Source organism: unidentified bacterial endosymbiont, from assembly GCF_918797525.1.
Classification (GTDB): domain Bacteria; phylum Pseudomonadota; class Gammaproteobacteria; order Enterobacterales; family Enterobacteriaceae; genus Enterobacter.
In genome coordinates this window covers 428,453-442,965 of record NZ_OU963893.1, presented here as the reverse complement: position 1 = coordinate 442,965, position 14,513 = coordinate 428,453, and the positions used below count along the sequence as shown (strand labels likewise).

Genomic DNA, 14,513 nt, shown 5'->3' with positions numbered 1-14,513 from the left:
TTTAAGGTAAGGAGGTGATCCAACCGCAGGTTCCCCTACGGTTACCTTGTTACGACTTCACCCCAGTCATGAATCACAAAGTGGTAAGCGCCCTCCCGAAGGTTAAGCTACCTACTTCTTTTGCAACCCACTCCCATGGTGTGACGGGCGGTGTGTACAAGGCCCGGGAACGTATTCACCGTAGCATTCTGATCCACGATTACTAGCGATTCCGACTTCATGGAGTCGAGTTGCAGACTCCAATCCGGACTACGACGCACTTTATGAGGTCCGCTTGCTCTCGCGAGGTCGCTTCTCTTTGTATGCGCCATTGTAGCACGTGTGTAGCCCTGGTCGTAAGGGCCATGATGACTTGACGTCATCCCCACCTTCCTCCAGTTTATCACTGGCAGTCTCCTTTGAGTTCCCGGCCTAACCGCTGGCAACAAAGGATAAGGGTTGCGCTCGTTGCGGGACTTAACCCAACATTTCACAACACGAGCTGACGACAGCCATGCAGCACCTGTCTCACAGTTCCCGAAGGCACTTCAGCATCTCTGCTGAATTCTGTGGATGTCAAGACCAGGTAAGGTTCTTCGCGTTGCATCGAATTAAACCACATGCTCCACCGCTTGTGCGGGCCCCCGTCAATTCATTTGAGTTTTAACCTTGCGGCCGTACTCCCCAGGCGGTCGACTTAACGCGTTAGCTCCGGAAGCCACGCCTCAAGGGCACAACCTCCAAGTCGACATCGTTTACGGCGTGGACTACCAGGGTATCTAATCCTGTTTGCTCCCCACGCTTTCGCACCTGAGCGTCAGTCTTTGTCCAGGGGGCCGCCTTCGCCACCGGTATTCCTCCAGATCTCTACGCATTTCACCGCTACACCTGGAATTCTACCCCCCTCTACAAGACTCTAGCCTGCCAGTTTCGAATGCAGTTCCCAGGTTGAGCCCGGGGATTTCACATCCGACTTGACAGACCGCCTGCGTGCGCTTTACGCCCAGTAATTCCGATTAACGCTTGCACCCTCCGTATTACCGCGGCTGCTGGCACGGAGTTAGCCGGTGCTTCTTCTGCGGGTAACGTCAATCGGTGAGCTTATTAAACTCACCGCCTTCTTCCCCGCTGAAAGTGCTTTACAACCCGAAGGCCTTCTTCACACACGCGGCATGGCTGCATCAGGCTTGCGCCCATTGTGCAATATTCCCCACTGCTGCCTCCCGTAGGAGTCTGGACCGTGTCTCAGTTCCAGTGTGGCTGGTCATCCTCTCAGACCAGCTAGGGATCGTCGCCTTGGTGAGCCTTTACCTCACCAACAAGCTAATCCCATCTGGGCACATCCGATGGCAAGAGGCCCGAAGGTCCCCCTCTTTGGTCTTGCGACATTATGCGGTATTAGCTACCGTTTCCAGTAGTTATCCCCCTCCATCAGGCAGTTTCCCAGACATTACTCACCCGTCCGCCACTCGTCACCCGAGAGCAAGCTCTCTGTGCTACCGTTCGACTTGCATGTGTTAGGCCTGCCGCCAGCGTTCAATCTGAGCCATGATCAAACTCTTCAATTTAAGTTTGATGCTCGTGAATTAAACTTCGTAATGAATTACGTATGTTCACTCAGAGACTTGGTATTCATTTTTCGTCTTGCGACGTTAAGAATCCATGTCACTTTGAGTGCCCACACAGATTGTCTGATAAATTGTTAAAGAGCAGTGCAACGCGGCTTTCGCTCACCGTTGCGAGGTGGCGTATATTACGCTTTCCTCTTTCAGAGTCAACCCGTTATTTCAGGATTTTTTCTCTTCAACCGACCGGGGTGTTTGTGAAGTGATTCACATCTGCCGTGTCGATGGAGGCGCATTATAGGGAGTTCTCATGCCACCGCAACCGCTAAATGACACAAAAATGACTGACTGCTGAATTACACAGCAAAACCCCGCCTTATACCCTTTTACGCACAGACTTATCCACAATTTAACCGGTTACCGCTTCGCATCCTTACGTGCGAAGGGGTAAAATCAATTATACTTGCGGCAAATATCCCCTTCAGGCCCCTTATGATCACACAACGTCTCACCCGTGACTGGCGCGTTCCTGCTGCAGGGCTCATGGCGCTGGCGCTCCTGTTTATTGCATTTGTGCTACATACACACTGGAGCGCCTTCATCCAGTGGTGCCTGGCCACACAAATAACCTTGCATCGCTATTTAGTGATGTACCTGCTGCAATTGAATAACCACCAGCACAGCGGAGGTTTATGGCTCCTGATGGGGGCCTTCCTTTATGGCGTGCTTCACGCTATCGGACCCGGGCACGGTAAATTCATTGTCACCACTTATCTCAGTACAAATAAAGAAAGCGAGCTTGCGGCCCGCATCGTGCCTTTTGTTGGCAGTCTGATGCAGGGCGTGAGCGCCATACTTTTTGTCTTTATTCTGGCAATAGGTTTTAACCTCGCGTCCGGGGATATCAGCACCAGTCGATGGTATGTAGAGAAGATAAGCGCTGTGCTTATTGGTGTCTTCGGCGCCTATATGATTTATCGGGCACTGAAAAGCCTGCGTCCGCGTCGAATGACAATCTCGTACATCAAGCCCCTTCACCAGCATGATGAACAGTGCGGTTGCGGTCATCATGGCATGGGAACCGAACTAAAAGGCGACTGGAAAACACATCTGGGCGTGGTGATGGCGATCGGTGCGCGTCCGTGCAGCGGCGCGATCATGATCCTGATGTTCTCGAATGCGCTGGGTATTATCTCCTGGGGGATTACGGCGGTGATGACCATGTCGCTGGGGACGGCATTGTCCATTATGGGTCTGTCACTGACAGTACGTTGCGCCCGTGAGCGCACGCTGGCCTTTTTCGGAGGCGGATCATCCCTGAACGGGCTGGTTCCCGTGGTCAAGATTGCCGGAGGGATCGTTCTGATCCTGTTCGCAACGCTCCTTTTTCTGACCGTCATCCCCGTTAGCGCCAATGGCGATTATATCGCAGCAGGATGCTAGCTTAACTTTAACCATGGGTGTATGACAAGTTAAGCCTATGTAAATATTAGTTATTTCTATCCTCCTTACCTGTTTATGTTAACAGGCAAGGAATTAAGCTTTGAAATCGTCCCTACGTCCCGTCGCTGCACAAGCCAATATCCTCCCGGCCAGCCGCCTGGGACTGAGCGATGTCTTCCGGCTGTCGATGACCATCGTGGTGTGGCTGCTGGGATATCATGCATAAAATAAGGGGGTACATCTGAGCTATCAGGCAAACAGTATAAAATCGCGGCGGGTTATCTCATATCTGACATTAGCGGAGAATATCCTGAGACATTCTCCGCTAATTTTAAAACGAACAGCATCCAGTGCTGTTCTTAACCACTTAGCCAAAACCTACCGAAGTATGGTGCTGGTCTATTAGTGCTGAGTTTGTGGGGATCCCTCAGGGCGTGAGCCGGGTTTTAAGAAACGTTATTCGTTAATCCGCGGATGCTGGTCAACCAGTCGGGAGCGTTTTTTCTGCAGCTCTTCAATCTCTACGTCAATATCTTCAATCTTCTGCTCGACGTTATCGTAGTGCTCACGCAGGATCTCTTTCGCTTCCTGAATATCAGACGCCGCAGGGGTGGCCCCTTTCAGCGGACGGTTCGCCGTCTCCTTCATCGTCAGGCCGGTGACCAGACCAATCACCGCGATAACCATCAGGTAATACGCAGGCATCATTAGGTTCTGCGTACTTTCCACCAGCGAAGCGGCAAGCGTCGGCGTTAAACCAGCAATCAGTACAGAGATATTGAAAGCGGCCGCCAACGCGCTATAACGAATATGCGTCGGGAACATCGCAGGCAGCGTAGAGGCCATTACCCCAATAAAGCAGTTAAGGATCACCGCCAGCATCAATAGACCCGCGAAAATCAGCCCCAGCACATTACTGTTAATCAGAATGAAGGCCGGGATTGCCAGCGCAAACAGCGCAACGCTGCCCAGAATAATAAACGGGCGACGTCCAAAACGGTCGCTCAGCAGACCCATGATAGGCTGCACAAACAGCATACCGACCATAATAGCGATAATAATCAGTACACCATGATCTTCCGAGTAGTGCAGGTTATGCGACAAATAGCTCGGCATGTAGGTCAACAGCATGTAGTAGGTGACGTTGGTCGAGATAACTAGCCCGATACAGGTCAGCAGGCTACGCCAGTGTTTAGTCGCAATCTCTTTAAACGACACTTTAGGACCGTCCTGCAGCCCTTCACGATCGCCCTGTTCCAGTTTTTCAACGTGTTGCTGGAACGCTGGCGTCTCTTCCAGAGCATGACGCAGATACAGACCAATTACGCCCAGCGGCAGCGCCATGAAGAACGGAATACGCCAGCCCCAGTCGAGGAAGTTTTCTTCACCCACCACGGTCGAAATCAACACCACAACGCCGGCACCCATAACAAACCCGGCGATCGAGCCGAAGTCCAGCCAGCTTCCCATAAATCCGCGCTTACGGTCCGGAGAATATTCAGCAACGAAGATTGACGCACCGGTATATTCGCCACCCACGGAGAACCCCTGGGCCATCTTACAAAGCAGCAGCAAAATTGGCGCCCAAATGCCGATAGTGGCATAGGACGGTATCAGGCCGATACAGAATGTACTGATCGACATAATAACAATGGTGATAGCAAGGATCTTCTGACGTCCGTATTTATCACCCAGCATCCCGAAGAATAGACCACCCAGCGGGCGAATCAGGAAGGGAACAGAGAAGGTACCCAGCGCGGCAATCATCTGCAGGCCAGGGTCGGCACCGGGGAAAAACACTTTACCTAATGCATAGGCAACAAAGCCATAAACACCAAAATCGAACCATTCCATCGCATTACCGAGCGAGGCGGCAGTAATCGCTTTGCGCAGTTTTGCGTCATCAATAATGGTGACGTCACGCAGCGTGATAGGTTTTACCTTTTTCCTTCTGAGCATAGCTTTCCTCGTAGACTCAGCCCTGTCCGTTTCACAGTTCCCTTAGGACTCTGTGAACCTGGGATTCGCTCCATGCGAATCTCCTTATTCAAGCGTAGCAGGTTTACTTACATTGACGCTTTACGCCGATACAACCGAACCTGTTGACGCCTGTCTGGGCAGTTAATGATCTTTTTACCCTACCAGTGTTTATATTTGTGATCAACTTCACACATATCTTTCCGCTTCGTCAGACGGCTTCAGGTTTTGTCAATTTCCCCGGATCAGCACTTTCTTAATGATGCCAAATAAATATTCTCACGCCCGTTATTATTCGTATCCTGAGCAATAATTAGTCACATTTATTCACACCGAATTTACATAAATTTTAATTATCACTTGATACGTTCTTTGTTTAGATTAAATATGTGACGAAGATAACTAAAACATTGTTTTATTTTCATTGAATCATTATTCCGATGATCGCATGATTAATCCTAAGTAAAGGACGTAAGTGCTTTCCGCCCCCTTTATAAGGATTGCACCCATTGAATTTTATTGCATGGATAACGAATCAACCACGGTTCACATTGTTCAATGCGTTGATTTTTATGCTTTATTTTAAATCCTTCCGCTAAACATGCGGAGCGAGTTTGTGAGGGTTGAACATGAGAATTAAAGCCACTATAGAGCGCATACCGGGTGGGATGATGCTGGTGCCGCTGGTACTGGGTGCCATTCTGAATACGCTGGCACCGAATACAGGCGCGTATTTTGGTGGTTTCACAAAAGGTATGATTACGGGTACCGTGCCCATTCTGGCGGTATGGTTCTTTTGTATCGGGGCCTCTATCAATTTACGTGCTACAGGTACCGTTTTACGCAAATCAGGCACCTTAGTTCTTACCAAAATTGCGGTTGCCTGGATTGTGGCGATGATCTGCGCGATGTTCATTCCGGAGAACGGTATTCAGACCGGCTTCTTCGCCGGATTATCCGTGCTGGCAATCGTCTCGGCGATGGATATGACTAATGGCGGCCTGTATGCCAGCCTGATGAACCAGTACGGCACAAAAGAGGAGTCAGGCGCGTTTGTCCTGATGTCTCTGGAGTCCGGCCCGCTGGTGACAATGCTCATTCTGGGTTCTGCCGGTCTTGCCTCTTTTGAGCTGCATCACTTTGTCGGGGCGATCCTGCCGTTCCTGATAGGCTTTGCCCTGGGGAATCTGGATACCGATCTGCGCGATTTCTTTAGCAAAGCCACGCCGGTGTTGATCCCGTTCTTCGGCTTCGCATTGGGTAATACCATCAACCTGAACGTGATACTTGATACCGGCCTGCTGGGAATTGCGTTAGGGGTTGCGGTGATCGTCATCACCGGCGTTCCACTGATCATTGCCGACCGTGTGATTGGAGGAGGAAACGGAACAGCAGGTGTCGCGGCGTCTTCAGCCGCAGGCGCGGCCGTTGCTAACCCATTAATTATCGCTCAGATTAACCCCGCCTTCGAACCGGTCGCCGCCTCTGCCACGGCACTGGTTGCTGCGAGCGTCATCGTGACCGCGATTCTGGTCCCCATCATCACCGCGCTATATGCCAAACGTTTCGGGAATATACCACCTGTCAAAGAGACAGAGCCTGAGCCTGTTAAAATGCATCACTAACCGACCGTACTGCCCTCTCTCCCGTGAGGGAGAGGGCTGGTGGCTCAGTCGTTCCCCCCTGGCGACCCCGGCCTGCAGGAAACGCCTCAGCGATTTACAGCCGGACCAGATCATCGCGGAAAGCCTTCAATCGGGCTGAAACAACGTTATTGCTTCGTACAGTTTTCAACCAAATATCTCTTCCACCATCCCATCGACCAGCCGTTTTGCCGAATAGAGTCGCGGCATGCCCAGCGCCACCGTCTGCCAGTTTTGTGTCACCGACCAACTCACCGGATATCTATCAGCCTGACTCCAGTCACCCAACCAGCCCAGCAGTTCTTTATAATCCATTGAACCGTGAGCCGCTGACGTCGTCAGCCATTGGTGATAGAAATGGCGGGTAGAGGGAGAGGCGTCAATTCCCTGCGCAAGATAGTCTGCCGCCATGCTGCGAAGGTTATCTTTAAGCATGGCCGCAACGTCAGCATTCGCCAGGCGGCAGGCATCGCCAAACGCTCCCCAACGCAACTCTTCCAGAACAATGTAGCAGCGTCCGGCCAGAGACCAGCCGTCATAATTTCCGGCTCGCCAGCGGGTAAAAATTTGCTCGCTGTGGTTACCCGCTTGCACCATGAGCCCACGCTGGCTAAGCGCCTTTTCTTTATACGCGGCACGTTGGACGAAATTTAACGACAGTTCATCATACCGTTGACTCAGCCCAGGAATTTGCTGCACGCGCGGGTTTGTCTGCTGACGCAGTACAATGAGTTTGTCGGCCATGCGCGTCAGCGCCAGATGGCCTGGATCATGCATGACCACCATTTTTTCTGCCAGCCCCAGGCGCAGCGCTGCATTATTAGTTGAGCATTCCCGCCATAGCCCAGGGCCGAAGCCGGGTGTGCGTCATGATCTCGTGAGTCAAACGCTCACGAAACTGCAGTTGTTGCGGCCCCAGGCGGGTAGGACGCGCAGCGTCTCCCCCCTGAACCAGATCGACCATAAATTTAGGATGGATACACTCCAGCGTCCGCCCGGGACCGTCCAGTAGTTGTGTAGTCATGGTTACTCTGCCGCGAAAGAATTTGAATATCATCGCGTAACAGTCGGGTATCTTCCTGAATCCACATTGCAGTAGTAATACTTTGCTCTAACAACGTCTTGAGCGCATGGGTCGAATGCTCATTTTGCTGGCGTACTGCGAGGCTATCACGCAAGCTTTCCTGTAACCCGGTCAGGCATAACGAAAATTTTGCAAAGAACGTTGCCATACCAGCCGTAACAGATACATCGACCTGGGCAGCCAATGCTTTACGAATGTGCGCACAAAACTGTTCGATATGCTGCTTAAATTTATCGTGCAATTGCGCGATATTGATAACATAGCGGGTACGCGCCACCACATAATCTTCCCAGCCCCAGCCTGGATTATTCAGCCAGCGCGAAACGTTTTCACGCATGCTACCCTCGCCTGTTGGCTGGCTCACCGGGCGGTTATCCGCCGCTATGGCATCATTGAAGAGCGCACGGGTAGTGAAATTAAGCTGATTCGCCTGAAACGCCGGGAAGCTAATCCGCGCCCGAAAACCGGCATGGCTGAGCTGCTGTTTGATTCGCGTTTCGATAGGCCGCATCGCCTCATTGAGCGAGCGGGCCAGCGCAAACTCCAGTTGATCAAAACGCAGCGCCAGCTCCCGGCTGATTTTAGCCTGCGTATCAAGCATGATGAGCTCGCAGGAGGCGCGGATTTTACTTAACACATTCTGCGCTTGCCCCTCGTCTTCCAGCACCAGCTGGTGCATCGCTTCCGACTCCTCACGAGGAAGATTGAGCGGATCAATACCGGCTAAATCAAGAATAGTGTGGCGACTGAAAACATGAGCAATCGCCTGTTGAAGCGCGTTCTTTTGCAACGTCATAAAGTTATCGGTGGCATTAAGCATCTGTTCAACTTCATGTTTTACTTCATCGCTGACCCCACACTGGCGCGTATGCAGCAGCGCCATATCCTCTTCCAGGCGCGAGATATTCAGCTCCAGCGCCTCAAATGCCACCGTCAGCCCCTGATGGCGAAAGTCGAGATACTCTCTCGCATTTTGCGCGTAGTTAAGCAGCTTATGCGACGCCGAGCGCAACGCGAATAACGAGGCGTTGGCATAGGCTGCGTAGATCAGTTTGCGAATGGGTTGTTCAAAGAGCGAGTCTTCCCATAGCAGATCGGCTGCATGACGAATATGTTCGATATCGTCCAAATCCGCCGTGCGCCAGCGGCGGCCAAGCGCGGCCTCGGCAAAATCCTGAACCCAACGCTGATCCTGAGGATCCGGCAACCGCTCGTGGGCGTTCATTTCGTAGCGGGCGCGATTTGCCAGGTACGCCCACATTGATGAAACGGGGTAAATCTGTCCCGGCGAAATATTCCCTTTCATCAGCGTCCCGGAAATCATCGCCTTGACCTGCTCTTCGTCATCGCTGTTACGGTCTTTCTGGTCGAACTTATTCACCAGCGCATATAAGGGCACCGATTTACCCGCGACCGAGATCGCCTGACGGACTTCGTGATCGGAAATTGATTTAAGCTGGGTGTAATCCATCACCGCCAGCACTGCTGATGCGCGTGCCAGCTGCTCGCTGAGCATTTTTTGCAGATGGGGTTGCCCGGCTTCATTCGGCCCCGGCGTGTCGAGCAATGTCAACTGACCAGGATGAGCATCCAGACCCGCGAGTTGGACGAACTCGACCTCAATGACCGGGAGAGCCGAACCAGGTCATTCAGGCTTTTTAAACAATGAAATATCGGCTGCGCACCCAGATGATGCTTCTCAAACGCTTCACCTTTTTCAATTCGCTCCAGCAGCGTAAGCATGTCTTTATCAATCTCAAGTCGCTGAGCCAACTTTCCGCGATCGTAATCGCAGAGTTTTTTCTGTAATAGCTGGATCAGTTCATCTATCGGAGAGACATGCGTAAAATGCAGCACGGGCTCCTTCTGGCCTGCCGTATGACGAATCAACGTTGGGAGCGCCGTCATAGGCCGGTTGCGGTTAGGCAACACTTCGGTTCCCACAATCGCGTTAATGGTGGTCGATTTCCCCGCTTTCATGGTCCCGACGATCGCCACCACCATTTCCAGACGGGTTATTTTCCGTAATTCATTATTCAGTATCGCCTGCTGTGCTTCGACGCCACGTGCGCTAAAATGCAAAGGCAAGACATTATTCTTATGACCCGCAAGGATTGCCGATGTGCCGTCCAGCATGGCTATCGGCATTGATTTCAAGGTATCGAGGTTCTGCAGAGCGAGATGCAGCAAACGTTCTGCTTCCTGGCTTAATTCAAAGATGGTCTGTGTGTGCATGATAAAAGTCTTTCCTTAACGCAAATTTAATACTTTAATTAAGCCACGGGGTTTGTATTATTCTGATCTGGCTTAAATGATTACGTGTGGAAAACATGTTCAATGAAATATAACTAATTGGATAGCCAAAAGATAAAAAGCGTAGCCCATGTGTTTAAAAAACTTCAGGATATATTGCCTATATTTACCCACCTAAAAAGAGAGGTATTTCGCCGCCGCCATAAGAATGGATGACGGTAAGGAACGAAGATAAATAACAACGGGCTGCTTAACCTTATCTGAAATGAAGGTACGTAGCAATTTGATGTAATAAAATATTCGATATATTGAGTGCTATTACTTCCCCCGTCTTAATGACGCAAGCATCGCTTAACAGTCTGACAAAAAGTGACACTCAAAGACGCTTTTCGCACCTTTTTACTAAACAATAGCACCGACAACATTGTGGATTTGCGCTATACTTTCCGCCTTTTTCGGCACACTGCTGTCATTTAGCTGGCACTTTCCAGCCTGTTAAGCACTTTTGAGGATCCCCTATGCAACTACCACACTGCCCGAAATGCAATTCTGAATACACGTATGAAGATAATGGCATGTTCATCTGCCCGGAATGTGCTCACGAATGGAACGACGCACAACCGTCACAGGATGCTGATGTACTTGTCGTTAAAGATGCTAACGGCAACCTGCTGGCGGACGGAGATAGCGTGACCGTAGTGAAAGACCTGAAGGTAAAGGGCAGCTCATCGATGCTCAAAATCGGTACTAAAGTGAAAAATATCCGTCTGGTAGAAGGCGATCATAATATCGATTGTAAAATTGACGGTTTTGGCCCGATGAAACTGAAATCTGAGTTTGTGAAAAAGAGCTGATTTTTAGCTCCATTATGCTGCAGGCCCGGTAAGCGAAGCGCCACCGGGCGCTCTTACCAGATGCGCTGTTTTTATCCAGTACCAAGCCTTGCGGGCTTAGGCCTGTCATCGAATACCGCTCAACTCTTCAACTTCCCGCAACCAGAACTTAACCAAAATGTCATAGTGATCCGCCAGCATAAGGCCAATGTAGCATGAGGCGCAGCCCATGCGAACCGTCCTTGAAAAGCGAGGCTTTGATCTGTATGCCCTTATCCAGACATCCGACCAGCTATCCCACCCGCTGGCAAGAGATTGCGGCAAAGCTCGAAGTAGAACTGAGCACGCACTACCGCTGCGGAGACTACCTGCCTGCGGAACAACAGCTTGCCGACCGATACGACGTTAACCGTCACACCCTGCGCCGTGCCATCGATCAGTTGGTCGAGCGCGGCTGGGTACAGCGCCGACATGATTGAATTTACCATGGAGCACTGAATGCCATTCCACACCCCCCCTCATCCGCGCCAGATACGCGTGCTTGCCTACAGTGACGTATACGTTCGCGGAGACATTGCATGACGCTTCAACCCGCTTTTACCCTTGCCGTCCAGGATGCCCAACAAAGCGTTCGTCGTCTGCTGAAAGCGATGAGCGAGCCCGGCGTGATCGTCTCATTGCATCAGCTTACTCAGGGCTGGATGCCGTTAAATCTGGCGACCACCAGCGTGCTGGTGACCCTGGCTGATAACAGCACTCCGGTGTGGCTCTCAGAGGGATTGTTGAATGATATAGCCAGCCAGAATCTGCGTTTTCACACCGGTGCCCCGCTGGTTGAACAGCCTGAACAGGCGGTTTTTGCCGTGGCCGATGGACAAATCAGCCCTGGGCAACTGAATGCCCTGAGTGAAGACGCGGCTATCGCCCCGGAAACCAGCACCACGCTGATTTTACAGGTTGCCAGCCTGAGCGGTGGACGGATGCTGCGCCTCACGGGGGCGGGTATCGCCGAGGAACGCATGGTCGCGCCGCAACTGCCGGAGTGCGTTATCCATGAACTGATCGAGCGCCCGCATCCGCTCCCGCTCGGTATCGACCTGATCCTGACCTGCGGCGAGCGCTTGCTGGCGATCCCACGGACCACCCACGTAGAGGTGTGTTAAAGCACCTGCCGTTTGAGGGGTAATGCCCCAGCCTCGCCGGCACCAGCTCTACACGGATAAAGCATTTTCGCAGGCACTCAACTGTCACAACCCCCGCCCCTTCGACACGTCAATTTTGACGATTGCCTGTTTTTCGTCAGGGTTTGACCTACCTGTCGGCCGCAACGTCTGGAAATGCCCACAGTAAAAACATGGCATAAAAGCTGCATATCCGGTGCGTAAGCATTTATTAACGGGAGCAGACTGATGAAAAAAGTCGTCACGGTTTGCCCTTATTGTGCCTCAGGTTGCAAGATTCACCTGGTGGTCGATAACGGCAAAATCGTACGGGCAGAGGCGGCACAGGGGAAAACCAACCAGGGCACGCTGTGCCTGAAAGGTTTCTACGGCTGGGATTTTATTAACGATACCCAAATCCTGACCCCGCGCCTGAAAAGTCCGATGATCCGCCGCGAGCGCGGTGGCAAGCTGGAAGCCGTCTCCTGGAGCGAGGCGCTGGACTACGTCGCCACGCGACTGAGCGCGATCAAAGCCAAATATGGCCCGGATGCCATTCAAACCACTGGCTCCTCGCGCGGTACGGGAAATGAAACCAACTATGTGATGCAAAAATTCGCGCGCGCCGTTATTGGAACCAATAACGTCGACTGCTGCGCTCGCGTCTGACACGGCCCATCGGTTGCAGGTCTGCACCAGTCGGTCGGAAACGGCGCAATGAGTAATGCCATCAATGAGATAGACAACACCGATCTGGTGTTTATTTTCGGTTACAACCCAGCGGATTCTCACCCTATCGTCGCTAATCACGTGATTAATGCGAAACGAAATGGGGCGAAAATCATCGTCTGCGATCCGCGCAAAATCGAAACAGCGCGTATTGCGGATATGCACATCGCCCTGAAAAACGGCTCGAATATCGCGCTGTTGAACGCGATAGGGCACGTCATTATTGAGGAGAACCTGTACGACCACGCGTTTATCGCAAGCCGTACGGAAGGCTTTGAAGAGTATCGGAAAATCGTCGAGGGCTACACGCCAGAGTCGGTTGAAGCGATAACCGGCGTCAGTGCCCAGGAGATCCGCCAGGCAGCGCGCATATATGCCGCTGCGAAAACCGCGGCCATTCTGTGGGGCATGGGCGTAACCCAGTTCTATCAGGGCGTGGAAACCGTGCGTTCCCTGACAAGCCTCGCCATGCTGACCGGAAATCTGGGCAAAGCGCACGTCGGCGTTAACCCGATTCGCGGCCAGAATAACGTGCAGGGCGCGTGTGATATGGGCGCACTCCCGGATACCTACCCGGGCTATCAGTACGTCAAGTTCCCGGAAAATCGCGAGAAATTCGCGAAGGCATGGGGTGTCGAGAGCTTGCCGGAACGTATGGGCTATCGCATTAGCGAGCTGCCGCACCGGGCGGCGCATGGGGAAGTACGGGCGGCCTACATCATGGGTGAAGATCCTCTCCAGACCGACGCCGAGCTGTCTGCGGTGCGTAAAGGGTTTGAGGATCTGGAACTGGTCATTGTCCAGGATATCTTTATGACCAAAACCGCGGCTGCGGCGGATGTCATTTTACCGTCGACGTCATGGGGCGAACATGAAGGCGTTTATACGGCAGCAGATCGCGGCTTCCAGCGCTTCTTTAAAGCGGTAGAGCCGAAGTGGGATCTGAAAACCGACTGGCAGATCATCAGCGAAATCGCCACCCGTATGGGTTACCCGATGCACTACAACAACACCCAGGAAATTTGGGATGAGTTGCGATATCTGTGTCCGGATTTCTACGGCGCCACCTATGAAAAAATGGGTGAGCTGGGGTACATCCAGTGGCCATGTCGGGATGAGTCGAAGGCCGATCAGGGTACGTCGTATCTGTTTAAAGAGACGTTCGACACCCCGAACGGGCTGGCGCAGTTCTTCACCTGCGACTGGGTCGCGCCAATCGATAAACTCACAGAAGAATATCCGATGGTACTTTCTACGGTGCGTGAAGTAGGCCATTACTCCTGTCGGTCGATGACCGGTAACTGTGCGGCGCTGGCAGCGCTGGCGGATGAACCTGGCTATGCTCAGATCAACACCGCCGATGCTAGACGTCTTGGTATTGAGGATGAAGCGCTGGTATGGGTAAACTCGCGAAAAGGCCGGGTCATCACCCGTGCGCAAGTGAGTGACCGTCCAAACATAGGCGCGGTTTACATGACCTACCAGTGGTGGATTGGAGCCTGTAACGAGCTGGTGACTGAAAATCTCAGCCCGATAACCAAAACGCCGGAGTATAAATACTGCGCTGTGCGCGTTGAGCCAATTGCTGACCAACACGCTGCCGAACAGTATGTCATCGATGAATATAACAAACTGAAAGCCCGCCTGCGTGAAAGCGCAATGGGTTGAAGCCGTTAATTAATCGGCTGAAAAGGGGATGATAAATTCATCCCTTTTTGTTTTTATCGGATTATTAGGCATGACAATATAGAGTGCGGAAGATGTCGCGCAAAATAATGTCAATAACGCGGATTAGATTTACATCTTTGCCCTTTTAATTCAGAGGGATTGTGCGAGTTGAAAATAAA

6 protein-coding genes, 1 rRNA gene and 4 pseudogenes are annotated in these 14,513 nt (G+C 52.0%); 7 read left to right on the top strand and 4 right to left on the bottom strand.

What is annotated here, in order from left to right:
- Positions 1-7: 7 nt before the first annotated feature.
- Positions 8-1,547 (bottom strand): 16S ribosomal RNA (locus NL510_RS02090).
- Between the two features lie 489 nt (positions 1,548-2,036).
- Here NL510_RS02090 and NL510_RS02085 point away from each other — a divergent pair.
- Together NL510_RS02085 and NL510_RS02080 are read left to right on the top strand one after the other, a co-directional pair.
- Positions 2,037-2,987 (top strand): nickel/cobalt transporter, encoded by a 951-nt coding sequence (locus NL510_RS02085; protein WP_253381196.1) that lies wholly within the window; start codon positions 2,037-2,039, stop codon positions 2,985-2,987.
- A gap of 190 nt (positions 2,988-3,177) precedes the next feature.
- Positions 3,178-3,393: pseudogene (locus NL510_RS02080) on the top strand (IS4 family transposase); the annotation flags it as partial.
- A gap of 50 nt (positions 3,394-3,443) precedes the next feature.
- On the opposite strand, the gene proP reads toward NL510_RS02080, so the two are convergent.
- The gene (proP, locus tag NL510_RS02075) at positions 3,444-4,946 is read right to left on the bottom strand and encodes a glycine betaine/L-proline transporter ProP (RefSeq protein ID WP_253381194.1); all 1,503 of its coding nucleotides are present in this window, start codon (positions 4,944-4,946) and stop codon (positions 3,444-3,446) included.
- Positions 4,947-5,593: 647 nt separating this feature from the next.
- Here proP and kdgT point away from each other — a divergent pair.
- Entirely contained in the window at positions 5,594-6,589 is a 996-nt protein-coding gene (gene kdgT, locus NL510_RS02070; protein WP_253381192.1) for a 2-keto-3-deoxygluconate transporter, read from the top strand.
- A 165-nt stretch (positions 6,590-6,754) separates the two neighbouring features.
- Here the strand turns inward: kdgT and NL510_RS02065 are convergent.
- Both NL510_RS02065 and crfC read right to left on the bottom strand, forming a co-directional pair.
- A pseudogene (locus tag NL510_RS02065) lies at positions 6,755-7,631 on the bottom strand (diguanylate cyclase regulator RdcB family protein).
- Positions 7,576-9,926, bottom strand: a pseudogene (crfC, locus tag NL510_RS02060) (clamp-binding protein CrfC). The pseudogenes NL510_RS02065 and crfC overlap by 56 nt, the downstream one beginning before the upstream one ends.
- 536 nt (positions 9,927-10,462) lie before the next feature.
- Here crfC and NL510_RS02055 point away from each other — a divergent pair.
- From NL510_RS02055 to fdhF, 4 genes and pseudogenes are all read left to right on the top strand, one after another.
- Positions 10,463-10,798: a zinc ribbon domain-containing protein YjdM gene (locus NL510_RS02055; protein WP_253381190.1), complete on the top strand. Its 336-nt coding sequence runs from the start codon at positions 10,463-10,465 to the stop codon at positions 10,796-10,798.
- Positions 10,799-11,043: 245 nt separating this feature from the next.
- Positions 11,044-11,247, top strand: a pseudogene (locus NL510_RS02050) (GntR family transcriptional regulator); the annotation flags it as partial.
- A gap of 108 nt (positions 11,248-11,355) precedes the next feature.
- Positions 11,356-11,940: a phosphonate C-P lyase system protein PhnH gene (gene phnH, locus NL510_RS02045; RefSeq protein ID WP_253381188.1), complete on the top strand. Its 585-nt coding sequence runs from the start codon at positions 11,356-11,358 to the stop codon at positions 11,938-11,940.
- 246 nt (positions 11,941-12,186) lie between these two features.
- Positions 12,187-14,334, top strand: a complete 2,148-nt coding sequence (gene fdhF, locus NL510_RS02040) for a formate dehydrogenase subunit alpha (protein WP_253381186.1) — start codon at positions 12,187-12,189, stop codon at positions 14,332-14,334.
- Positions 14,335-14,513 lie beyond the last annotated feature (179 nt).